The sequence below is a fragment of the uncultured Microbulbifer sp. genome (assembly GCF_947504145.1).
GTDB lineage: Bacteria > Pseudomonadota > Gammaproteobacteria > Pseudomonadales > Cellvibrionaceae > Microbulbifer.
In genome coordinates this window covers 1431652-1456491 of sequence record NZ_CANNGQ010000001.1, presented here as the reverse complement: position 1 = coordinate 1456491, position 24840 = coordinate 1431652, and the positions used below count along the sequence as shown (strand labels likewise).

The window sequence follows — 24840 nt, the reverse complement described above, 5'->3', positions numbered from 1 at the left end:
AGGAGCCGTCGAAAACACTGGTGGTGGGGCACTAAAAAGGCCACCGGCGCGCGTCAGTGGTCTGTGGTTTGGTCGCTGGTGGTTGGCGATTGATTGGCCCGAGTCAGTGGCATAAGTCCGCAGCCCGCGCGGCGCAGTAACGAAAGGTGCCGCATAACGGTACGGCCAGGGTTCTCTTTATCGCTTGATGTTCCTTCCTGTGACTGTTCCGAGCGAAGCCTACTTTCTGAGGGATGACCAAATTCATTGTTAACAATTAACTATTGACATTGGGTGGGCGGACGCACAGGATGACGTGCGTGATCTGTAGTTGGCGGCATATTCATTGTTCGCGGCAATAGATCGCACCGTAAGGTTCAACTCAATAATGAAAAAGTGCTCGATACTCGGTCACCTGGCGGCAGGTGAGAGGTCTGTGCATCGAGCCTACAGATGGAGAGAGAGCATCCATGCCTATCTATAACAAGTGCTTCACCCTGAGCGCCTTGTCTGCTGCTGTGATTAGTGCGGCTTCTGCCGGAGCGCAGGCTCAGGAAGCAGGCGCTAGCGCACTGGAAGAAATCACCGTAACTGGCATCCGTCAGTCCCTTACCAATGCCATGGATATCAAGCGTGATTCCGCGGGCGTGGTGGACGCGATTTCCGCAGAAGACATCGGTAAATTCCCCGACACCAACCTCGCCGAATCTCTGCAGCGGATCACCGGTGTATCCATTGACCGCAGCAACAACGAAGGTAACAAGGTTACTGTGCGCGGTTTTGGCCCCAACTTTAACCTCGTGACTCTGAATGGTCGTCAGATGCCGAATTCTTCGGCACTGCAGTCTGAAGGGATTACCCGCAGCTTCAATTTCGCTGAGATTTCCGCGGAAAGCGTGAGCGGTGTAGAGGTGTACAAGACCGGCAAAGCGGACGTTTATTCCGGTGGTATCGGCTCCACGATCAATATTAAAACTGCACGCCCGTTTGATCACGATGGCTTTGTGGCCAGCGCCAGCGTGAAAGGTGTAATGGACACAAGCGTAGAGAAGGGCGATTCTGTCACTCCAGAATTCGCCAGTATGGTCAGCAGCACTTTCTTTGAAGATAAGCTTGGTGTGCTGCTGTCTGTATCTCACGCGGAGCGGGATAGCCGTAGTGAGTCTGTAGGGACTCAGGCTTGGGTGCCAAATTACGGTACCGCTGATACCTCCGCAATTGACCGAAACAGGAATCCAGAAGGAACCTATTGGGCGCCGTGGACTTTCGACGTAGATGTTTCAGATCACGACCGAGTACGCCAAAATGGCCAGCTGGTGGTTCAGTTCGCGCCCGTTGAAAACGTGACGGCGACTCTGGATTACACCGCTTCCCGCTACGATGAACAAATTTCCATGAATCGTACCAGTGTATGGTTCGACAGTTCGAATGGCGTGACCGATGCCAACGGTACTGTGATCAATCCCAGCGTGCAGAACGATGAGTTAAATTTCTGGGCGTTTGATTACCACTTCGTTACTCATAACGATTCGGTGGGTTTCAATGTTGAGTGGGATGCAACGGAATCTCTAAGCTTTGCGCTGGATGTGCACAATTCCACTTCGCAATCTCAACCTGACGGTACTCCGGCAGAAACCATCGCCAATACCAAAAACCCTGGGAAGTTGGTTGATGTCGAAGCGGATTTCTCCAATGGTAGCGGCCTGCCCGGTATCAGTTTTGACGATTCCGCACTCGCGGGTGGTGCTTTTGCGCCCGGTAATATCGTTTCCGACCTGTTCCAGGAGCGTGGTTATGAGATCGAAAACAACATTCAGCAGTTCCAGCTAAGTGGTGCCTGGGAAAATCTGGATGACGGCGCACTCAAAACGATCAAGTTCGGTATCGCGAGTACCGACTACAAGGTGGATGTCTATGAGAGTCAGTCGTTCGCATTTGTCGATATTGACTTGAGCTCCCTTGGCATCACTTTCGAGGAGTTAGGTGATTTCGGCGATCAGATAGGCAGTAATAGCGGATTGTTCCCATATCTGGGTGATTACGAAGCTTCTGATTTTATCGACGCAGTAAAATCTGCTCCGAACAGCAACTACTACACTGCGACGCCAACCTTTGACAAGGTGAGTGAAGAAACTTTCGCCGCATTTGCAACCGCTGACTTTGAAACAGAATTCAATGGTTTCCCGGTTCGTGTAAATGCTGGCTTGCGTTTTGAGGACACCGATGTATCGGGCACTTCTATTCAGAACGGTATTATAGGCCTGAGCTTCTGGCACGACGAAGAGCTGCGAGAAGTTAATGACGTGGAAGCGTCTGAGGATACGCTGGAAGGGGATTACACCCGCTTCCTGCCGAACCTGGATGCAAGCATCGAATTGACGGAGGAGGTGGTTGCCCGCGCTTCTTACAGTCGTACGCTGAGCCGTGCAGATATCTCCGCGATGTTCCCATCCACTTCTCTGGATGTATCCCGTCCCGGTGGTCCGTTCAACGCATCTCAGGGTAACCCGGGTCTGCTTCCGATCACCTCCGACAACTTCGACCTGTCTGTAGAGTACTACTATGACGAAGGTAGTTACGTATCTGGTGGCTACTTCAAAAAGTACGTAGAGAACTTCATCGGTAGTACAACCGAAGAGCGCATCATTTACGATGTGAACGGTGACCCCATCACTGATCCTAGTGCTAACCCGCGCCCGGGTTGCCCGGACTCCACTGGCGAATCTGAAGCGTGCATGGGTAACGCCAGTGACCCGGTTATTACCTGGGACGTGGCGACACCAGGTAATCAGGCAGCGGCCGAGCTGCAGGGTATTGAGCTTGCCGTCCAGCACATGTTTGGCGATACCGGCTTTGGTGTGATCGCAAATGCGACCATAGTGGAAGGTGATTTCGACTATGACGTATTTAGTGCGGATAACACTGCGCCGCTGAACGGACTGAGTGACTCTGCAAACCTGATCGGTTTCTATGATAAAAATGGTATTCAAGCGCGGATTGCTTACAACCACCGCGATGATTTCCTGTTGGATACCCGTCAGGCGCAGATCGGCGGCCAGCCAGTGTTTACAGAGGCCTATGGCCAGTGGGACCTGAATGCTAGCTACGAAGTGACCGAAGATATTACTGTATTCCTGGAAGGCCTGAACGTGACTGATGAAACCATCCGTCGCCACGGCCGTTTTGCCAACCAGCTGGTTAGCGCCCAACAATACGGTGCTCGTTATAACTTCGGTGTGCGCGCCAAGTTCTAAGTGAAATCTGTATTGTTCGAGTAGTACCAGGGAGGGCTGCCACATTAGTGGCGGCCCTCTTTGCTTTAAAAACATAAAAACGTTAGAGGTCAGATATGTCTGATCCAATTAAATCTGTTGTGATTCTTGGTGGTGGTACCGCAGGTTGGATAACTGCGGGTACGCTCGCCGCACGCTTCAAGAAAGATCAGGCCAGTCCCGTCAGGGTAACCCTGGTGGAGTCCCCGAATGTCCCCACCATCGGCGTGGGCGAAGGGACCTGGCCTACCATGCGTAGCACCCTGAAGAAAATGGGTGTCCGCGAAACCGACTTTATCCGCGAGTGCAATGTCGGCTTCAAACAGGGGGCGAAGTTTGCGCGCTGGACGACCGGTGCGGAAGACGATTTCTATTACCACCCGCTGGTGCTTCCGGAAAACTTCAATCAGTTTAACCTCGCTCCTCAGTGGCTGAGTGGTGACCGCACCCAATCCTTTTCCGATACGGTATGCCCTCAGGAAGCCCTGTGTGAACACAACCGGGCGCCGAAGCAGATCGGCACCCCGGAATTCACCGCGGTGGCCAACTACGCCTACCATCTGGATGCGGGTAAATTCTCCGGGTTTCTGCAAAAACATTGCACCGAGAACCTGGGTGTACGCCACATTCTGGCCGACGTAACTGGTATCTCCGAGTCTGAAAACGGCGATATTGCATCGCTGAAAACCGAAACCGCCGGTGAGATCAGCGGCGATCTGTTTATCGACTGCAGTGGCTTCCGCTCGCGCTTACTGGGTGATCACTACGGGGTGCCGTTCCGCTCCTGCAAAGATGTGCTGTTTATCGACAATGCGCTGGCGGTACAGATTCCTTACGAGCGCGAAGACAGCCCCATCGCCACGCACACTATTTCCACCGCCCAGAGTGCCGGCTGGGTCTGGGATATCGGACTGCAGAATCGCCGCGGGGTAGGGCACGTGTATTCCAGTGCGCACACGGACGAAGCCGGGGCGTATCGCGAGCTCGCGGGCTATCTGAATCTGGCGGAGAGCGAGCTCGACAAGCTTGGCGTGCGCAAGATTCCCATCGTACCCGGGCACCGGGAAAAGTTCTGGCACCGCAACTGTGTCGCCATCGGTCTGTCCGCCGGTTTCCTGGAGCCGCTGGAGGCGTCGGCGTTGGTGCTGGTGGAAATTTCCGCGAACATGATCGCGGAGCAGTTTCCCGCAAGCCGCGCCGCAATGGATATCGTCGCGCGCCGCTTTAATGACACCTTCCTGTACCGTTGGGACCGCATCATTGATTTCTTGAAACTGCACTATGTGCTCACCAAGCGTACCGACAGCCAGTTCTGGCTGGACAACTGCGACCCGGCAACCGTGCCGGAGAGCCTGAAAGAGCTGCTCACCTTGTGGCGCTATCAGCCGCCGTGGCACGATGACTTCGACCGCGCAGTGGAAGTCTTCCCCGCTGCGAGCTATCAGTATGTACTCTACGGTATGGGGTTTGAGACAGAGCCCAGTACATTCGGTCTGTCCGAGCACTATCGAGAGCAGGCACAACAACTGTTACAACAGAAAAACAAGGCCACACAACAGATGATCGCCGGCCTGGACAGACACCGGGATCTGATCAACAAGATTTGCCAGCACGGCCTGCACCGAATTTGAAGGAGAGAAATACCATGAGCGCCCAAGCGAACCCACAAAACAGTAACGTCGTTGCCCTCAACAATGAAAGCCACCGCAATCTCACCGTGGTTACCAAACGCGGTGCCGAATACGGCGAAGCCACCCACCTGGTACCCGTAGTGGCCAATGAACTGCGCAACCTGGTCCTCGAATATCCGGTCTGTATCACCAAAGACCCGAACAACGGGCAGTTTTCACTTTGCGCGCTGCTCGGCTTCGAGCCCGGTGAAAACCTCTACCTGCAGGGTGAGAATTGGGACGCCCAGTACATCCCCATGCATATGCGCCGTCAGCCCTTTATGGTGGGCTATCGCAACCCTCAGGCCGGCCCCGGTGAAGACAAGGGCGCGCTGATCACACTGGATCTCAGCAGTAGTCGTGTGCGGCAAGAGGGGGGGGAAGGTGAGCGTTTGTTTGACGACGAAGGCAACAACACGCAGTTTATGCAACAGGTGAACGACCTGTTGGGACAGTTGATGGCCGGTATGGAATCCACCACTGCCTTCCTCAAAACACTGGCAGACAATGACCTGATTGAGCCTGCCCATATCAACGTACAGTTTGCCAGTGGTGAGCAGAAGCGGTACGAAGGGCTCTACACAGTCAATGAGGAAAAGCTGCAGAAGCTGGATGCCGATAAACTGATGCACATGCATCAGCATGGCTACTTGCATGCGGCGTATTGGCTGGGGGCCTCTATGGGGCAAGTACGTCAATTGATTCAGCGAAAAAATCAGAGATAAGAATCAAATAGCGCGGCCGAGGCCGCGCTATTTGATTGGATCAACTGTGTTTCAGTGACTCTATGGGGTGCAGTTGCGGCCACCCCGCAAACTGCCGGTCACTGTCCGGGTTGGCATCCCAGGGCCAGCATTCCAGCTGGTACTGCCCTTCCTTGTGATCCACCACCGCAATCCCGTATCCCTCACTTTTCAGCGCCCGGTCAGAAACAAACTTGCCCCAGGTGGTGTTGTCATCGCTGAATTCCGCATGGGTAATCTTCGGGTTTGCCGTGGCCAGTACCCGCATATTGTTGCCGAACGGGTCAGTGAAATTGCCGGTATTGGGGTCATCCCCGTATTGGTTTTCCAGCTTGCCAAACCCTTCAAACCAGCGCTGCCAGAAGGCCGCGGAAGCCGGCCCGGAAAAGAATAGCGCTCCTGCGTTCTCGTCTCCCACAGGGAAGGCACCACTGTACTGTCGCGCCACCAGGCCCAGGTGCTGATCACCGGCAAGCACCAACGCCTTCGCATCTTCCAATAATTTCACCGCGCGGCAGCGGCCATCCGGCGGATAGCAATTCGCGTCGTAGTCGACCAGTCCTTTGCCTGCTTCGTTCGTCTGCGGCGAACCCCAGATAGACGCGGTGAGGCAGATTTTTGGCATTCCCGGATCCATACTCGCCCAGTCCCGCAGGAATTGTTCCTGGCGGCTCCCGAGTAAATCGCCTTTTACCGTCAGCCGGTCCGCCTCGTAATCCGGTGCGGATTTAAACTTGCGGTCTTCCACCATCGCAAAGCTGGTGCCGCCGTAGACAAAGTGTGCATAGGTGACGGGGATGCCGTGGCGGATGGGTGTGGGATCGTAGGCGTCGGGTGTGTGACTGCTCTGTACGCGATAGACCATCTTCACCAGATCGATATCGTGCTTGAAGCCACCATCTTCCTCCCGGGGCCCACCGGTGCCATCGCCTTTATTGCCCCACAGGTTGCCCTGCAGCACATCGTGATCATCCACCAGCACGATGGACGGGCGGTTGCGCACGGAGTCGCGGAAGGTCCAGTACCACAGGTACCAGCGGTACAGGGTATCCAGCTTGGCCTGGGGTGTATCGCGGCCATAGCGGGTAGGGTAGGTTTCGTAGTACTGGTCTCCGGCAAATACATACAGGTCCGGTTGGTGCGTATCGCAATGGGAGACCAGGGTGTTGTGCGGGAAGAAAATACTGTCCTCCGTGTAGCGGCCGAGAATGCGCTCCTCCGGAATCAGCTTTTTGTAGTCCGCCTCATCCAGGCTTTTTGCGGTAGGAATAATGCAGGAGTAGAGCGCGATTTTGAGTGAGCGAGATTGGCCCGGGTCTTGGGCAATGGTACCGGAATACAGTGCGGTGCCCTGGTTGGCGAAGCGCACCCGGTACTCGTGATCTTTACCCGCGTCCCACCCGGCAATACGGAAGGCCGCTACATAGCCATCTTCGATCGGGCGCTCGGCACCGGTCTGCCATTGCTTCTGGCCCACCGTGCGGTATTCCAGCACCGCACTGGGCGTGGCCTCGAGGTTGATTGGCATAAACTGGGCGGAAAGTTTCATCACCGCCTGTTCGCCGCTGCAGTTCAGACTGTGCATGCAGCCCATTACCTGGCCGAGTGCACGGTCCGGATGGCGCGCGATCTTGTCGCCACCGGTTTCTATATCGGTAAACCACCAGCGCGCACCGGCGGCATTGGTGGGCGGGGATGAGACCAGCATGATACCGCCGGTCAGTTGTTCCGCCGGCACATCGTTGCGCACCGCAAAACCGAACTCCTCGCCACTGTGTGCATCGCTGGCCACCAGTCGCACATCAAAGCGGCCGTTTTTGACCGGGTCGATATGGCAGTCCAGCAGGATTTCCCGCTGGCCGACTTCAGCGATGCTGACACTGCCTTCCCGCTCCAGCCGGGTAAACGCCATGCTGTGGTCCTGATCGGAAAAGTCGCGGAAGCCGAGGTTGCCGCTCTCATCCAGTACCGCCATAAAGCCGCCGTTGGTACCGCCGGCGCGCTGTGCCAGGGCGGCACCGCGATAGTCCAGGGCACCGGCACCGACGCCCAGCAGAAAACCACAATAGCCTTTTGCTTCTCGCGCAAGCAGGCCGACCCGGGCGCGAATTCGGCCGGGCTGGTGAGTATTGTCCAGCTCGCGGGTCAGGATGGACGCGGTGCGCACTTCAAAGGTTTTGTCTCCCTGCAGGCACTCCAGGCGCCCGTCGCGGCACTGCCAGTCCTGCAAGCGGTTGCCCCAGAGGTGACCGCCGAGCCAGTGTTGCGCGCCTTGTGGCAGGGCGCCCAGGGGCTGGGTTTCTACCAGCTTGGGCCGTGCTGCAGCCATGGCCACGGCAAGGGAAGGGGAGATGGCCGGTGCCAAGGCTGCACCGGAGCCGAGTTTCAGGAAACTTCTTCTTTTCATAGGGGTACTCCACTATCGCGGTATTTATTGTTCTACAGGTTCGAGTTTTATCAACGCTTGCTGGAAAATATCCGGTTGTATCAGGGCACCCTTGTGCTGAATCACCAGGGCTGAGATTTTTGCCGCACGGGCGATGGCCGCTTTTGGGCTCAGCCCCTGGCTGCGGTATGCCAGGTAGGCACCATTAAAGGAGTCTCCTGCAGCCGTGGTATCCACCACACGCTCCACCGGGGTTATCGGCTCCACAAAGTGCTCCCGCGGTCCCCGGTAGCAGACACCGTTGGGGCCGTCCTTGATGACCAGCTCCTCGATATCAAACCTTTCCAGGAAATCGCAGGCATCGGTGAAGTCGTTTACCCCGTACAGTACCTGCAGGTCTTCGATACCGGGGAGGGCAAGGTGGGCGTATTCGAACGCGCGCGCGTATTCAGCGCGGGTCTCTTTGGTCGAACGCCAGAGTTTGGGGCGGTAATTGGGGTCAAACACGATGCGGGTACCAGCGTTGTGCTGAGCTTCCAGAAAGTCCCAGAACGCCGGGCGGGTTTCCGGGTTCAATACCGCAAGGGATATACCGCTAAAGAAGAACATGTCTGGTCGTGGTGCCAGACCACAGGGCTGATACCCGCCATCGCCCACTACCTGTGTCGCCTCCCGAAATAGCGGCATCACCTCGCGCGCCGCAGAATCCGAGCGCCAGTAACTGAAACTGCGCTCCCCGCTCGCGTCGTTGTTCACCATATACAGGCCCAACTGACGGCTGGGGTGACGGAATACCAGGGAGGTATCGACGTCTTCTTGTTCCAGCGCGGTGATCAGCCCGTTGCTGGCGCCGTCGTGGCCAACAGCGGTCATCAGCCGGCTGCGGCTTTTCGAACCAGCCAGTCGCTTGAAGTACACCGCCACGCTGTGCACATCCCCCGCGTAAGACTGCTGGAACAACCCGGGGTCAATCTGGCTGAACTCCACCATGCTTTCCCCGAGAATTACCAGATCTGTCATTGCAGTCACCTTTATCAATTGCCTTCTATACGCCACATGGGACAATTCGTGCCAGTAAATGGAGTAATGGCAGTTTTGTCTAGTTGTGGCTCCGTAGGGCGCTTGCGGGTTGGTTAGTAGTTCTTTACTCCCCGTGAGCGACCTTGTAAATTGTCAACAACGCCCTGTAGGAATCTCAAGAAGGCGTTAAAAAATTATTTAAAAACAATAAGTTATGAGATCGCGACTCGGATTGCCGCGAATGTGCAGCTGTCGCCCCTTTCGGCAGCATTAAACAACGGATTTAAATTGTTAACAATCAACAGTTGACATGGTTTCCGGGGTTGATGGATGATTAAGTCATCGATGGAAGAAACCCGAAAACTCAATAAATGGGTCTTCTTTCGAATCTAGGGGCGGCGCCACTAGCGGTATCCGGTGAATGCCGAATTGATAATAAAAATGCGATCCGATGGAGAGAGTTAGCCATGTCTACGTCCACTGTACGTAATCGCTTCCGTATGTCTGCACTGTCAGTTGCCGTACTGTCCGTTTGTAGCGGCCAGGCATTTGCGCAGGAAGATGAAACTGAAGACCAAAGCCAATACGAGGCGCTTGAAGAAGTTCAGGTGACCGGTATTCGTGCCAGTATCGAAAAGTCCATTGATGACAAACGCTACGGCGGCAACATCAAAGACACCATCAACGCCGAAGACATCGGCAAAACCACCGACCAGAACATCGCCGAAGCCCTGTCACGCGTGACTGGTGTTTCCATGCAGACTTCAGATGGTGAAGGCACTACCATTACAGTACGCGGTGCGAATGCGCAGCAGAACAACATCAGTTTGAATGGCGTTCAGTTGGGGGCGACTGATTTCAGCCAGGCGGTGGATCTGTCCGCATACTCTGCGGATATTCTCTCCAAAATCGAAGTTGTGAAGACGCCAAGTGCGGACCACGATGAGGGTTCCCTGGGTGCAAATATCAATCTGGTTTCTGCCAAACCATTAGAAGTTAGTGAAGGCCTGAATATCAATGCACAAGGTCGCTACAACGATCTCGCGGACGATCAGGGTCACAAAATTTCCCAGACTTACACTGGTAAGTTTTTTGATGACACCCTCGGCGTGCTGGTTACAGCATTTGACGAGGCCGACGGGGGGCGTAAAGACCAATATCGTGCAGAGAGCTTCACTTCTTACACGTCTCGCATTGCCAAAGATCAAAATGGCAATGTCGTAAACGATGTCACGGGCATTGTTCCATCTTTCTCGAACCTGGAGTTGGCTGAAAATCAACGTGATCGCCAGGGTGTGAACGTTGCACTGCAGTGGCAGGCGACAGATACCACAGAGATCAACACAAACCTGAGCTGGAACAAGCAGGATATTGAGGCGACTACCCACAGTATTCGAACGCGTATTGGTGACTTTGCGAACAAGGTTGAAGGTGTCTCTACCCCAGGAATGGGCTTGGATCCTGCCGAATATAGTGATCCACAGGAAAATTGGCACGTTTACGATACCGAGACTCGCACCTTTACCAAAATGCTAAACCGGGCAGCTCTGGGTGATATCTCTCAGTCCGAAAACAAATTTTCGAACGTAAACAAGATTGCCTCTTTTGACATTACTCAGGAAATTGGTGACTCCATCGTGGTTTCAGGTGGTGTCGGCTATTCCAGTGCCGAACAAATCCCTGATCAATCCCTGTATGTAAATTTGCAGAACTACGCAAATATCAACGCATGGGTGCTGCAGCATGCGACTCCAGAGGATCTGGAACCGGTCGGTTTCGACTGTACCTCTGGCGTTTGTGAGTTGATCGGTGGAACCGGCGAGGTGGACCACGGTGAAACTCCGTATCCTGACACCGGCGCTGTTTGGGATAACTATTCGACCACTGGCTTTAACCCTGATGACCTGGGGTCTCAACATCTTTCTTATCTTGCCCGTACTGTTCGCGCAGTCGAAGATACTCAGAAATCCGCCTACATTGATGTAGACTGGGATGTTGACTTCGCTGGTGTTCACCAGCTGGAGTTCGGTGCAAAGTTCTCGAATCGTGAAAAGTTTGTTGATAATCAAACCGGCGCTTTTTTCTCAGTAGGAGAGGGTGTTGTCATTGTGGATCCTGAAACAGGGCAACGCATTGCTACTATCAACGGGCTCCAGGATATTTCCGGTTCTTTAATCCAGTCTGGTGAATTCCCTGCCAATGACTTTATGGAGTCCCTGGGTTTCGGCCGCAACAATATTACCGATGGTTGGACCACAATTTCGGCACAGAAAGCTTTTGAAGTAGCACAGGGAAATCCTGATGCCCACTTTGTTCCGGACGATACTGAAACACGCTTTGCGGAGCTTGATAATCAAGCGTTCTACATTAAAGCAGATTTTTCCTTCCTGGATGAAAAGCTGAGTGGTGATGTTGGTTTGCGTTACGTGCAGACTGATGTATTTGCGAACGGATACTCCGGTGTGAACTTTCAAAGCGACCCGCACAACCTTGGTCGAACCTTTGATCCGATAAAGCTCGCAGAACTCAGAGATTCATCACTCCCGACGTGTGCAGATCCTGTCTGGTATGGTGCCAACTGGGATGAAGAAGTTCGTTGGTCACGTGTCGATGGCCAAGGATATGACACCAAAGGTACTGCGACTAAGGAAGATGATACCCCTTTACCAGACCAGGGGGCTTGTTATGATTCCCGTGCAGAACGTATAGACCCAGTCTCTGGTGAGGCTGCAAGTAACTGGTGGTTATGGCGTCACTCTGATCTCTCCACTGAGCAGTACTACATTTACGGCGAGCGCCGATACGATGAAAATGGGCAGCTGCTCCCGACTGATGATTTGAGTAGACGTGCATTCGCGGTGGATGACGAGCATACCTATGACGTATTGCTCCCCAGTCTGAACCTGAATTACGTCATCAACGACGAAATGGTAGGCCGACTGGCGCTGTCCAAGACTATGTCACGTCCACAGATCGATTCCTTACGTCCCGGCTTCAAGGTTACCGAAAGCGTATGGGGTGGTTTTGATCGACCGGGAAATATTGTAACTCTGACCAACACCAAATTGGATCCGCTGGAATCTAATAACTTGGATCTGTCGTTTGAGTGGTACTTTGCGGAAAATTCGATGTTTGCCACTGGTCTTTTCTATAAAGACATGACGAACTTCGAGGAATCTCAAACCATCGTCACCTATCTCGACGATCTGCGTGACCTCGGCTTGGACGAAAATGGTGAACCCTATGAAGCTGCGAATCTGATCAAGACAGCGGATGATTTGGAAGGCTGTATGCCCCGTCGGATCCTGAATTTCCCTGAGCTTGCGGAAGACTGGGTTTATTCTGATGACTTGAGCCAGCTCTGTGCCCAGTTCCAGACTACACAGATAAAAAATGGTAAAGGTGCGGAAATTCTCGGTGCTGAATTCCAGTACACCCAGACTTACGACATGCTTCCGGGCGTATTTTCCGGTCTCGGTACCATGTTTAACTACACCTATCAGGATAGTGCCTATGATCAGGAAGTTTCCTCGCTGGATCCGAGCGTAACGCTGCCTGAACTGCAGGTTGCCTACACACCTGAGCATAGCTACAACGCTACTGTGTTCTGGGAGCAGAATGGTCATCAGCTTCGCCTGGCTTATCAGGGCACTTCGGATCAGCTGGCGCAGCGTAGCTGGAATAACGGTGCTCTGTGGCAGGAAGGCCGGAATACCCTCGACTTCTCTGCAACATACGCGCTGAGCGATAACTTTGATATCTACTTCCAGGCAACAAACCTGACAGATAGTGAAGTTCGTACTTACTTCACCAGCCGTTTTATGGATCTGGGTGATGTAAATGGTGCTGGCGAATCTGTAGCTTATGACGAGGGGAACCCTCTCGACGGCGACGCTACCACAGCGCGTACCGTTACCGAGTATAAAACCGGTCGCGCGTTCCGCTTGGGCGTTCAAGCGCGCTTCTAAGTCCTCTCTTCAATAGATTGTCATTGCTTGCCGCGTCTGGAAACAGACGCGGCTTTTTTATGTGCGCCAATTATGGGGCGTTATTTCACTGCTGGTACAGTTCCAATGTGCGTGGTGGCAGCCGGATGACTTCGTGTTGAAGGTTCACTATCGGACAGGCGAGCAGACATCGCATGGGATACGGTCGAGGTTGGTAAGGACACAGTGATGGTCAAAGCCCGTTATTTGTACAAAGACTACGGTGTCTTGGTCAACTCAGTCAGAGGTAAAGCTCTGCTAGTCGATATGGAAGGTTATGTGACAGTTTGCGTCCCTAAAACGTCTAATACTGTGTTTAGAAAGCTAGAATCAGGCCCTGCATTCCTGCGCCTTCTCGCCTTGGTATAAACAGTTCGACTGTGCTCATTAATAATCGAACTTTAGGCATGGACCTTTAGGGTAGACTTTTCTTTCGTGCGATCTCCTACGTTTATGCCGAGTATTATTTTGGTGCTGGGGAATCGACAATATCTGGAGCGCTTTCAGGATTTCTTCAATCGCTGTGCACTAAATCATACAGATCATCGTGTCGCTCTTGCGGAGCTCGGGAAACTGGGGAAGAGCGTCAAATAACGCATTGCGAATAGCGCTCAATCAACCTTCGGACAAATCCCTTGACTTGAATACTAAAAAACCCCGCCCTGTAACCAGGGCGGGGTTTTTCGTTTGGGATTATAAGTCAGTAAGTTGACTTAGTTACGCACAGGCGTTGTGCTGTAATCTTTAATCACCAGGTTTGCTACGGTTAGCTGACCATCGTGGCGGAAGTCCACACTGATGGTGTTGTTGGCTTGTAGCAGTTCTGCCGGTACGGGGATCTCCAGAGTGTTGAAGAAGCGTTCGGCGTTGTTGTGCCGGCGGCCACGCCAGTCAACTGGGGTTTCTACCACTCCACCATTTACGGTCAGTGACACAATACCCAGGTTGCTGTCCGGCTTGTCGTCTTCATCCGGGTAGAGCGCTACAGTGAGGCGCAGTTGCGCTTCTGCATAGCCTGCCGGTACGGAGACGTTGTTGATACTCAGAGACTTGGCGCCACCGCTTACCGCGATGCGGTGCGGTACACTGCCGCCGCTTACGCTGTTGCCGAAGTACTTCTTCTCATCCATGGACTGGTTGATGGCAACGTTGTTTGCCAGGGTGTAGCGCAGTACCGCGGTGCCATCGGCTTCAAGGGTGAGCGAGCTCGGTGCTTGCTGCATGTGATGACGGTCGGTAACGGTGTCGTTGCTGCTGTCGTAGCGCATGTTGCGTAATTCAACGTTCTGCAACGCTGCACCACCAAGGCCGGCGACGTTCAGGTCGATGGTCGTGGCGACGGTTTCCAGGTTGTTGATGATCACGAACAGTTCATTGCCATCCACGTAGGACTGCACCTGTACGTCTGCATCGCTGGATACGCTGTCTACACGTGTACCGTCTACATCGGCCCACAGTTCGAAGAACTGGATGTAGTCAGACCAGTGCCAATCGTCGTTGTTCAGCTGAGACTCTTTCATCAGGGCGTAGTGGTAAGGCGCGGTACAGGTACGTACGTCGTCATAACCACAACCGAAGGGCTTGTAACCCCAAAGAGGCTTGGTCGGCGTGAACGGCATGGACTTGATGACGTAATCCGGACGATCCAAGATCTGCATGAACATCGCGTTGAAGGACTTCATTACTTCCGATTCGTAGCGATTGTTGTGCACCAGGTAATCCCAGCCACCCTGTACCGCACCGTACTCGGAGAGCACGATTGGTTTGCGGTTGGCTTCACCGTTTTGATACACGTCGTACCATTCCAGCATGTCCAGCATGGCGGGCAGGTGACCGTTGCGGCGCAGGACAGACATGTTGTCGCTGTCAACGCCCGGCCAGTCGTACACGTGCACGGCGTAGAAGTCCATATTGTGGCCGGCCGCATCCATAAAGCCTTTCCACATTACGTCCCACTGGTACCAGTCTTGGCTGCGGGTGTCATCGACGGTAGTACTCATGGCATCGCGGAAAAAGGCCCGTGCGGCTTCCTGTGTTGCCGGGTCGTCGTCAGTGATCCACTGGTCGTAGTTGTCGTCGCCGAAGCGGGAGATACCATCGCGGCGGTAGAAGTCGTGCTGACCCCAGGTCATGCCGCCAATCATCGGCGCTTCGTTACCGAGTTTGGAGCGGATTTCCTGCGCAACCAGATTGTGGTATTCCCACAGCGCTTCCTGGTTGGTGACCATGAACTTACCGGTTTTCATTTCCATGTCCGGTTCGTTAATCACTTCCCAGTATTTTGGCATGGGGTCGCCCACATTGCCGTTGCTGGAGTTGGCGTAGTAGTGCTTCAGATATTGACCCATCCACGCTGCGGAGGTTTCGATATCCATCGGCTGCCAGCCGTGCCAGGTCTTTCCGTTGTCGTACCAGCTCAGGGTCGGGTAGGTCGGGTGCGGGTTGGTACCGGCAATCAGCTCGGTGCTTTCCGCGCTGAAGCGCTTGTAGAAGGGATTCGCTTCATAGTTTTCACGAAGCTCCTGACCGCGCGTCACCATGTAGTCCATATCCGGCCAGTTGGCTTTGCTTGGATCTTCTTTGGTGTCCTGGAATTTCCAGGTGGCAGTACCGTTGTCGCGACCCAGTGTTACGTCCAGGGTGTTGACCAGGTAGTTGAGCATATCGGAATGACCATTCCAGTCCTGCTCGTAGATGGTGGTGTGCGCAGTGATGTGACGGTTACGACCGAAATCAGAAACACCGTTGACACTGTGTTTGATATTCGCGTTCACCGTTACGGTTGCACTGTGGCTATTGCCCACCTGTGAGGCGGAGCAGCCGGACTCGTTGGCAAATTCACCAGCGGGGGTCGATGGGCAGTTGTCTGCACTGTTGGCGACACCATCACTGTCGCTGTCGGCAAAGCCGGTACAGCCAGACGGGTCGACATTCTGACCGTACGGGGTGTTGGCGCAGTTGTCGGCGCTGTTCAGTACACCGTCAAAGTCGTCATCGTCACCACCGGCACTGGCACAGCCTACGGCGTTTACAAACTCACCCGGTGCAGTTGTGGGGCACTGGTCGAGGTTGTCGGTAATGCCATCAACATCCGTGTCGAGCTGGGAAGGTGCACAGCCTACGCTGTTCGCGGTTTCTGCGGGGTCGGTGCTCGGGCACTGGTCGCTGACATCGGGGATGCCATCGCCGTCACCATCCAGGTTCATATCGGCGTCGCCGACACGTTCAAAAATCGCATAGTCGATATTGAACTGGAAGTCTTCACTGCCGGCACCGTAAATGCGGATGGTGGTGTCACCGGCGAACAGGTTGATTCTGCTGGACGCATTGGCCAGATAGAACGCATCCCAGTCACCCTGGCTTACGACATTGGTGGTGTTTTTAATCACCAGCGCACCTTCGTGATCGGTGGCCATCAGGCCAACCGCGGTACCCGAGGTGTTGCCGGTGCCCACGTAGAACTTCGCCTGATACAGACCGGATTGATCCAGGCTCAGGTTGTATTCCAGGTAGTCGCTACTGTTGAAGTAGTTTACGGCGGTGCCGCCGTTAATGGCGTAGGTACCGATGTCGCCACCCACGGTATGCGCGCTTTCTGCTTGCAGGGTGAAGGTGCCGGAAACCGGGCTACCGTTACCGGGGCTGCTGCCACCGGAGCTTGAGCCACCGGAGCTTGAGGAGGAGCTCGAAGAACTGGAGGAAGAACTTGAGCTGCTGCCGCCAGATGAACTGGAGCTACTAGATGAGCTTGAGGATGAACTCGATGAAGAGGAGCTCGACGAAGAGCTGGAGGAGCTTGATGAGGAGCCGCCGCTGGAGCCGGAATCTCCGCCGCCGCTATAACTCAGTTCGAAGCGATCCAGGTTCCACTGCCAGTCGTTGCTGCCGCCACCGTACACACGGATTTGCTGGGTGCCAGCCGGCAAATACACGCTGCCAGCGGTCAGTGTCTGGAAGTTGTCCCAGCCATTGTTGGGCACGCTGGTTTGCGCCAGCGTCTGCCAGCTACCACTGCTATTGTGCTGGAAGTCGATGCGGCCACCGTCAATGGCGGTGCCGGCAAAGTAGGTAAGATCGTAGTTGCCCGCCTGCGGAACAGAAATGGTGTATTCCGCGTAGTCACCTTTGTTGACGTAGTTGATCGCCGTCGCGCCGTTAACGGCGTAGGTGCTGATCTTCTGCGGTTGGCCATCGGCGTAGGTGCCGCCAACCTGTGTGAAGCTTTCCGCTTCCACGGTGAACGCACTGCTGCCACCGCCACTGGAGCTGCCACCGCTACTGCTGGAGCTGCTCGAACCACCACCGGTGGTTACCTGAGTCAGTTCCAGCGCATCCAGGTTCCACTGCCAGTCGTTGCTGCCGGAGCCCGCCACGCGCAGGTTCACGGTGCCCGATGGGAGCGCAACATTACCCGCATCCAGAGGCTGGAAATTATCCCAGTTTCCGGCGGGAACGGCTTTCTTGACCAGTGAAGTCCAGCTGCTGCCGCTACCGATCTGGAAATCGATCTCTGCGCCGGAGGCGACACTGGTACCGATCAGGTACTGGAGGTTGTAGGTGCCTGCTTCCGCGACCTGTAAAGAATACTCCGCGTAGTCGCCGCGGTTCACATAGTTGATGGCGGTAATGCCATTGACTGAGTAGGTGCTGATTTTTTGAGGCTGGCCATCTGCGTAGGTGCCGCCCACGCTGCTGAAGGCTTCCGCTTCAATTCGATAGTCTGCAGCGGTCGCGGCAGTACTGAAGGCGATACCAGCGGCCAGCACAGACTGTGCCAGCGCCAGTGGGCGCCTGGGGTAGGGGAGTTTCATCGCTTGCTCCGAGATTTAGACACGGTACATCTGGTGTCGTTATTATTTTTTGAACCGCTCGGGCGCTTGCCGGTACCTCGGATTGGCGAAGCGCCTGGACGGCGGCTCCAGATCGACTGCAGTTGCCGCGAGTGCATCCTGTTGATGCAGGTTTTGGGGTGCGGCGCTGTTAGCGTTATGTCTGCCGTCATATTTATTAAACAATAAACTGTTAACAATCGACAATATGAGGGTGTTGGTTTGTCGTGCTTTTTTCCCTGATTCTTTCGGGGATGAGAACTGTCTCTACAAACGCGCCGGCAAACGGGAAGCAAACGGGAAGCAAGTGGGAAGCAAGTGGGAATAAAAGAAGCAGGCCGGCAGTGAGTGCCGGCCTGTGAAATGGAAGAATACTGGCGGTTTTGTTGAAATAACCGGCCGAAATCCGGTGGTTGGTTAGTCCCGTGCACCGCGCGCCAGGGTTTCGGTGGTGTTGAATACTTGCAGGGTTGCGGTGCTCACGAAGCCGCCGTCGTCCTCAAACGCGATTTCAATGTTGTTGTCTTCGCTCAAGAAGCTGAGATCGACCGGAACTTCGAGCACACCGAAATACTGGGCGCGCCCTTTACCGTCGTAGTACTGATCGTAACCCTGGTAGTCTTCCGGCACTGTGACCGCATTACCGTTGATGGTAACCATTGGCGTGAGGGATTTACCGTGATCGCGCCCAACGCCCAGGCGCAGTATCGCCTCGCCATTGCCGCCCACCGTTACATCATTAATTGCGAACTGCAGTTTGGCATCGGCACTGATAGCCTGCTTGTACTTGTCGGCGTAGTACTTGGTTTCTGTAGCATCGCCATCGATTGCAATTGCATCTGCATAGGTCAGCTGAAGAATGGTCGTGCCTTCGGATTTCAGTGTGTAGACTTCCGGCAATTCTGTCGTGTCACTTATATCCAGCACCGGCTTGCCATTGTTGCCGTAGTGCAATGCTTTGATCGTTGCGCTTTGCAGGCTGTTTCCATCTACCCCCAGTGCTGCCAGATTCAGCGCGGTATCTTCCTGCTCCAGATTGTTCAGCACCAAGAACGCCGTATTGCCATCGACATAGGCGTTTACCTGAATGTCCAGATCGCTGGCCCAGCTATCTACACGTGTGCCTTTTATGTCAGACCATAGTTGATAGAATTTTACGAACTCCGTGTAAACCCAGGCATTGCCGGTCTCGCCGCTGGCTTCCTTTTTCTGGCGCATCAGTCGATTGGTGTAGGGAATGGTTTCGGACTGGCGGCCCCATTCAGCCTTGACGGTAACGAATGGAATGGACTTCAGAATCTGGTCTGGGCGTTCCAGCATATTCATGGTCAGGCCGTTGAGGGCGCGCAGCTTGTAGCCGTCCCGCTCCGGAGACCAGGGATCATTCATCATGCTGTGCACGGTGGCACCGATCTCGGATACCAAAAATGGCATGCGCTCGCCGGTGGCCATCAGGCTGTATTGTTCCAGCATGTCGAAGGTGGCTTCGATGTTGCTACCGCGGCGCAGTTGGCGGGTGCCGTTGAAGGCAGGGAAGTCATAGAAGTGTACCGACAGGAAATCCATGTTTGCACCGGCGATGTCGATAAACAATTTGTCCCGTTCTTCCCAGCGATTGAAATTATCCTTTTCAAAATCCGGGAAGGCGACGGTGTAGCCACCGATCTGTACGTTGTCGTGGGAGGCCAAATCCCATTGGTCGCGATATGCGCGGACTTCATTGGCCACTGCATTGTGGAACTTGAATACGGCTTCTGGTGTGGTCGCGGTATTGTCATCTTTCGGATAGTCGACCAGCTCGTACAGCGGTTCGTTCATCACCTCCAGATACAACGGCTTGGGTTGGCCGTATTCGTCGCTCTCACCGCGGTTGAAATACTCGTAAAGATAGTTGGCCATGAAGTGGCCGACCGCAGTGCCGAATGGTTCAACTTCGGTATCTGTGGTTGAGAAGGACCAGCCCATGCCGGTGTCGTCGCCGTTTGGCCAGTAGGGGTGTTGTTGGCCGCCCACGACCATATCGATGGCTCTGTGCTCATGCTTCCGCGCAAGCTGCCAGCGATCATCTTCGTTTTTGGTGTAAGTCCAGCGAACACCGCCGGCGTTGGTAGCCGCCGAAGCAACGTCAATGAAGCCTGGGCGCGCGCCATCTTCCGTCAATTGGCTCAGTTGCCATTTCATGTCACCGGTATCGCGCCCGAGATAGACGTCGTAGCCTTCCAGGAAGTTGGTCATCAAGTCCGGATCTTCGTTGGGGGCGTTCTGTCCGGTGGTGTAGTCGAACCACTCATTTTCCTTGTTCGACGCGTGCATGGTAATAAATTTGCGGCGATCAAATTCTGATTCTCCGCCCACGGTGTGGCGCATATTCAGATTGAAATCGACTTTAACGGCACTCTCGGCCGGCGGTTCAGGATCCATCGGCTCTGCTTTGGTGGTTACGGTGTAATCCGCGCTGATGCCGCCAATGGTGAGTGAGGCGGTGACTGCGGTGCTGTATTCGGTGCTGGTGGTTACCCGAACCGATACGCTATCCCCATTCTCCACAGTAGCGGCGTCGCTGCTGAAGGCCCCTTCATTAATCGAGTACTCACCGCCACTGACACTGATATTTGCTGCGGTATTAATACCGGAAACCGTAATCGCACCGGAGGTATAAGCCGTACCCATTTCTGCATCGGCAACGCCAGTGAATGAAAACGCATCCGGCCGTGTGTCCTGCTGCGTTTCTCCGCCATCTTCAGGGGGCGGGTTATTGTTGGAACCGCCGCTGCCGCCACCACAGGCAACCAGTGCTGCGGTCAGTGTCAGTAAGGCAAAGCGGGCGGGCAGGGAATGGGGCTTCATCCGTTCTCTCCAAGTGTCTTATTTTTTATCGACCTGAATACTAGGGGTGAAGCGAACATCTTGTAAATGGTAAATTGTTGACAAAATTGATCTAGGTTCGAACAATCGTGCCATTTGTGTCAGTTAGTGTTCCTAATGGGGCTTTGTAACAGGCGATATAGATAGAGGAGCAGTGCGTGCAAGGTTAGAGCCTGATCCAACTTTTATGTTGTTGATTGTTGACAAAAGGGTTAGTGTTTGGATTAGTGCAGTCCCACCTTTAGTCAATAACCAACAATAATGGGTAAAGTGATGATTGAAACCAGCGCGAAAGTCCGGGCATTCCTCGGTCAGTCCCCCGTTCCTTTCTATTCCAACGGTGCCTGGGTGTCCGGCAGTAAATCCATGCCGGTGGAGAATCCTGCAGACAAGTCCTCACTAGCAACGATTGCCGAAGCCGTCGCTACCGACGCCGAGCAGGCGATTGAAGCCGCACACACCGCATTCCAGTCCTGGCAAGAAACCACACCCGCCGAGCGCGCCGCACTGCTGCGCAAGCTGGCAGATCTGTGTGAGCGCGATGCGGAAGAGCTTTCACAGCTGGAAGCACTGGATGTAGGCAAACCCGTGGAAAACGCCCGCGGTTTTGATGTGCCCTTTGGTATCGAGTGTCTGCGTTATTTCGCCGATCTGTGCGAGCAGGAACAATTTGAAACCCCGCTGGCCCTGGATGGTATGAAGCAGGCGCGCATGGTGCGACTGCCTTACGGTGTGGTCGGCTTTATCTTCCCCTGGAACTTCCCACTGACGTTGTGCCAGTGGGGTATCGCACCGGCACTTGCTGCAGGCAATACCGTGGTGATCAAGCCCTCTGAGGTCACTCCGCTTTCTACCCTGTATCTCGCGAAACTGGCGGAAGAAGCCGGCTTCCCTGCGGGTGTCATCAATGTGCTGCCCGGCGAAGGTCCGGAAGTGGGCACCGTGTTTACCCGTCACCCGAAAGTGCGCTTTGTTTCCTTTACCGGCTCTTCCCGCGTTGGCCGCCTGATCGGCGAAGCCTGCGGTGCGAACCTGAAGCCTGTAAAGCTCGAGCTTGGCGGAAAGGGCGCGTCCATTATTTGCGACGATGCCAATATCAGCGCGGCAGCGGCCGGCCTTGCCGGAGCCATCACCCTGAATACCGGGCAGGTCTGTTGTACGGCGACCCGCTGGATCGTGCACGAAAGTGTGGCCTCGGACTTTATCGAAAAGGTAAACGCCGAGCTGGACAAGGTGCTGATCAAAGCCGGTATGCATGAAGATAGTCAGATGGGGCCGCTGGTCAGTGAGCGCCAACTGAAAACCGTGAATAATTATATTCAGCAAGGACAAGAGCAGGGCGCGGAAGTTGTATATGGCGGCACGAATATCTCCGATGCGGCGCGCTCGGGTTATTACGTCAGTCCCACACTGCTCATGGGCTCGGAAGAAAATATCTGCTTCCGCGAAGAAATCTTCGGCCCGGTGGCCTATATCACCACGTTTAAAGACGATGCGGACGCACTGCGTCAGGTCAACAGCCTGGATTATGGTTTGGCCAACAGCGTTTGGACCAGTAATAACGACCGCGCCATTGCCATCGCCAAGAAAATGGTTTCCGGCAACAGTTGGGTCAATGCCCACAACGTATTCGCCTACGGACTCCCCTACGGCGCCTGCAGCGCCAGTGGTATGGGCGGCGGTGTAAACAGCCGTGAAACCATGCTGGACTACACCCGCAATCTGTCGATCGCCGAACCCGAAGAGGAATAATTGTGGATCAGGTAGCCTTATGTAATTACCTGATCGACAAAGGTCTTCTGCACTCACAGGATGCAACTTTTACCCCGCTCTCCGGCGGGGTTTCTTGTGAAATCCTGCTGGTGGATGACGGCCAGTCGCGCTTCGTAGTGAAACGCGCGCTGGATAAGCTCAAGGTAAAAGACGATTGGTTTGCGGATATCAAACGCAACATTACCGAACAGGAATACCTCCGTTACGTTGGTAAGTTCCTGCCGGAATCTGTACCCGCCATTCACTACTCTGATACGGAAAAGTATTTTTTCTGTATGGAGATGATTGAGGGTGGCCTGGAAAACTGGAAGTCCCTCCTGTTGCTCGGCGAATACGACCGTCAGTACGCGCGACTTGCCGGGGATTATCTCGGCACCATTCATCGTAGATCCCTCGGGGATGCGATTGCCCGGGATAAATTTGACACCCTCAAAGACTTCACCGAGTTGCGCCTGGAGCCCTACCTGCTGAAGACCGGTAGCCGGCACTCGCAGCTCAATCCGTACTTCACTACAGAAGCAGAGCGGATTGCTGATACCAGTACCTGCCTGATTCATGGTGACTACAGCCCCAAAAACCTGATGGTAGGCAGTGGCCGGCTGGTGATACTGGATTGTGAAGTCGCCTGGTATGGCGACCCGGTATTCGATGTCGCCTTTCTGCTGAATCACTTCCTGCTAAAAGCGCTGCACCGGCCGAAAAATGCCGCGCAGATACTCGGCCTCGGCCGGAAGGTGTGGGAGAGCTACACCGCCGCCGCAGATTCGGTTGTCGACAGCGAATTCGAAGCCCGTCTTTGCCATCTGCTGCCAATGCTGATGCTCGCCCGGGTGGATGGGAAATCGCCGGTGGAATACCTCGACAGCAGCCAGCAGCAGACCGTACGGGATTTTACTTATGCCGTAATCCCGGATTCCCCCAAAACACTCAACCAACTTGTCCACCAGTGGACGGAGCTTTTGACCGCTGAATGAATAACGGTAAGAAAACCATGAATATCCAGAGTATTGACGCCTTTCAGATTTACGACTCCCGCGGTTTTCCTACCGTAGAAGTGCAGGTCACCCTCGATAGCAGCATCACCGGTGCCGGCCTGGTACCGAGCGGGGCCTCCACCGGCCAGTTCGAAGCATTGGAGCTGCGCGACGGTGATAAAGCGCGCTTTCGCGGCAAGTCTGTATTTAAGGCCATTGAAAATATCCAGAAAGAAATCGCCCCCGCATTGAAGGGCATGCCGGTCACCGACCAGAAAGCCATCGACAGCAAGCTCGTTGAGCTGGACGGCACCGCCAACAAATCCCGCCTCGGCGCCAACGCCACCCTCGGTGTTTCCATGGCCTGCGCCCGCGCCGCCGCCAACGCACGCGGTGTACCGTTGTACGAGTACCTGAGTGCGGTAAGAGGCAAAGAGCAGGGCACCCTGTTGCCACTGAGCGAAATCCAGATTCTCGGCGGTGGCGCCCACGCCGATTGGGCCATCGATATTCAGGACTTCCTGATCATCGCGGTAGGTGCCAAAACCTACGACGAAACCCTGGAAATGACCTTCAATATCTACCACGCCGCCGGGGAAGTGATGAAGGCGCGTGGAAAAAGCGTCGGCCTCGCAGACGAAGGCGGCTGGTGGCCCGCGTTCGACAGCAACGAAGAACCCTTCGAGGTCCTGCTGGAAGCGGTACGTTTGGCAGGCTACGAAGCGGGCAAAGATGTCGCCATCTCCCTGGATATCGCCGCCAGCGACCTGTTTGACGGTGAGCGCTATCACCTGAAAAAGGACGGCACCTCATACTCTCCTTCCGAGTTCTGCGACCTGATGATCCTGTGGTGCGACCAGTACCCCATCATCTCCATCGAAGATCCCTTCGCCGATACTGACTTCGACAGCTGGAAGCGCTTTACCGCAGAAGTGGGCAAGCGCGTGCAGGTCATCGGCGACGACCTGTTCACCACCAATATCGAGCGGATCCAGAACGGTATCGACAGCCAACTGGCCAATTCGGTACTGATCAAACTCAACCAGATCGGCACCGTCTCCGAAACCATGGCCGCCATCGAAATGACCCAACAAGCCGGCTGGCTCCCCGTAGTCTCTGCACGCTCCGGCGAAACAGAAGATGCGTTTATTGCCCATCTCGCCGTTGCGACCAACGCGGGCCAGCTCAAAGTAGGTTCCTTTGCCCGCAGCGAGCGGATGGTGAAGTGGAATGAAGTGCTGCGGATTGAGCGAAGCCTGGGTAACCGGGCGCGGTTTGTGGGTGCGGCACTTTACCAGGCGATTTTCAATTAATGTGCGTTCGATAAAACGATAAAAAAATTT

11 protein-coding genes are annotated in these 24840 nt (G+C 54.6%); 7 read left to right on the top strand and 4 right to left on the bottom strand.

Translation table 11 applies throughout. The annotated features are described in order from the left end of the window. The first annotated feature begins 449 nt into the window (after positions 1–449). The 3 genes from Q1A74_RS06385 (at position 450) to Q1A74_RS06375 (ending at position 5646) form a co-directional block, all read left to right on the top strand. The gene (locus tag Q1A74_RS06385; protein ID WP_299593716.1) at positions 450–3233 is read left to right on the top strand and encodes a TonB-dependent receptor; all 2784 of its coding nucleotides are present in this window, start codon (positions 450–452) and stop codon (positions 3231–3233) included. A 95-nt stretch (positions 3234–3328) separates the two neighbouring features. Then, complete coding sequence (locus Q1A74_RS06380) at positions 3329–4882, top strand: tryptophan halogenase family protein (protein WP_299593713.1); 1554 nt, start codon at positions 3329–3331, stop codon at positions 4880–4882. Between the two features lie 14 nt (positions 4883–4896). Continuing rightward, positions 4897–5646 (top strand): SapC family protein, encoded by a 750-nt coding sequence (locus tag Q1A74_RS06375; RefSeq protein WP_299593709.1) that lies wholly within the window; start codon positions 4897–4899, stop codon positions 5644–5646. 40 nt (positions 5647–5686) lie between these two features. Here Q1A74_RS06375 and Q1A74_RS06370 read toward each other — a convergent pair whose 3' ends face one another. Together Q1A74_RS06370 and Q1A74_RS06365 are read right to left on the bottom strand one after the other, a co-directional pair. Next, the gene (locus Q1A74_RS06370; protein WP_299593706.1) at positions 5687–8071 is read right to left on the bottom strand and encodes an alkaline phosphatase D family protein; all 2385 of its coding nucleotides are present in this window, start codon (positions 8069–8071) and stop codon (positions 5687–5689) included. Between the two features lie 24 nt (positions 8072–8095). Further along, on the bottom strand, positions 8096–9070 hold the full coding sequence (locus Q1A74_RS06365; protein ID WP_299593703.1) for a sugar kinase: 975 nt from the start codon (positions 9068–9070) through the stop codon (positions 8096–8098). Between the two features lie 467 nt (positions 9071–9537). Here Q1A74_RS06365 and Q1A74_RS06360 point away from each other — a divergent pair, with 467 nt between their 5' ends. Further along, positions 9538–13038 carry a TonB-dependent receptor gene (locus Q1A74_RS06360; RefSeq protein WP_299593700.1) on the top strand — a complete coding sequence of 1167 codons (3501 nt, stop codon included), beginning with the start codon at positions 9538–9540 and terminating at the stop codon, positions 13036–13038. 731 nt (positions 13039–13769) lie between these two features. Here the strand turns inward: Q1A74_RS06360 and Q1A74_RS06355 are convergent. Continuing rightward, positions 13770–17867 (bottom strand): carbohydrate-binding protein, encoded by a 4098-nt coding sequence (locus tag Q1A74_RS06355; RefSeq protein ID WP_299593697.1) that lies wholly within the window; start codon positions 17865–17867, stop codon positions 13770–13772. A gap of 435 nt (positions 17868–18302) precedes the next feature. Further along, complete coding sequence (locus Q1A74_RS06350; protein WP_299593694.1) at positions 18303–20732, bottom strand: agarase; 2430 nt, start codon at positions 20730–20732, stop codon at positions 18303–18305. A 291-nt stretch (positions 20733–21023) separates the two neighbouring features. On the opposite strand from Q1A74_RS06350, the gene Q1A74_RS06345 reads away from it, so the two are divergent. Genes Q1A74_RS06345 through eno form a run of 3 tightly spaced genes read left to right on the top strand, consistent with a single transcriptional unit; the run spans position 21024 to position 24810 of the window. Next, positions 21024–22502 carry an aldehyde dehydrogenase gene (locus tag Q1A74_RS06345; RefSeq protein ID WP_299593691.1) on the top strand — a complete coding sequence of 493 codons (1479 nt, stop codon included), beginning with the start codon at positions 21024–21026 and terminating at the stop codon, positions 22500–22502. Between the two features lie 2 nt (positions 22503–22504). Next, on the top strand, positions 22505–23497 hold the full coding sequence (locus tag Q1A74_RS06340; protein ID WP_299593688.1) for a phosphotransferase: 993 nt from the start codon (positions 22505–22507) through the stop codon (positions 23495–23497). Next, the gene (eno, locus tag Q1A74_RS06335) at positions 23494–24810 is read left to right on the top strand and encodes a phosphopyruvate hydratase (RefSeq protein WP_299593685.1); all 1317 of its coding nucleotides are present in this window, start codon (positions 23494–23496) and stop codon (positions 24808–24810) included. Before Q1A74_RS06340 ends, eno begins: the two co-directional genes overlap by 4 nt. Positions 24811–24840 lie beyond the last annotated feature (30 nt).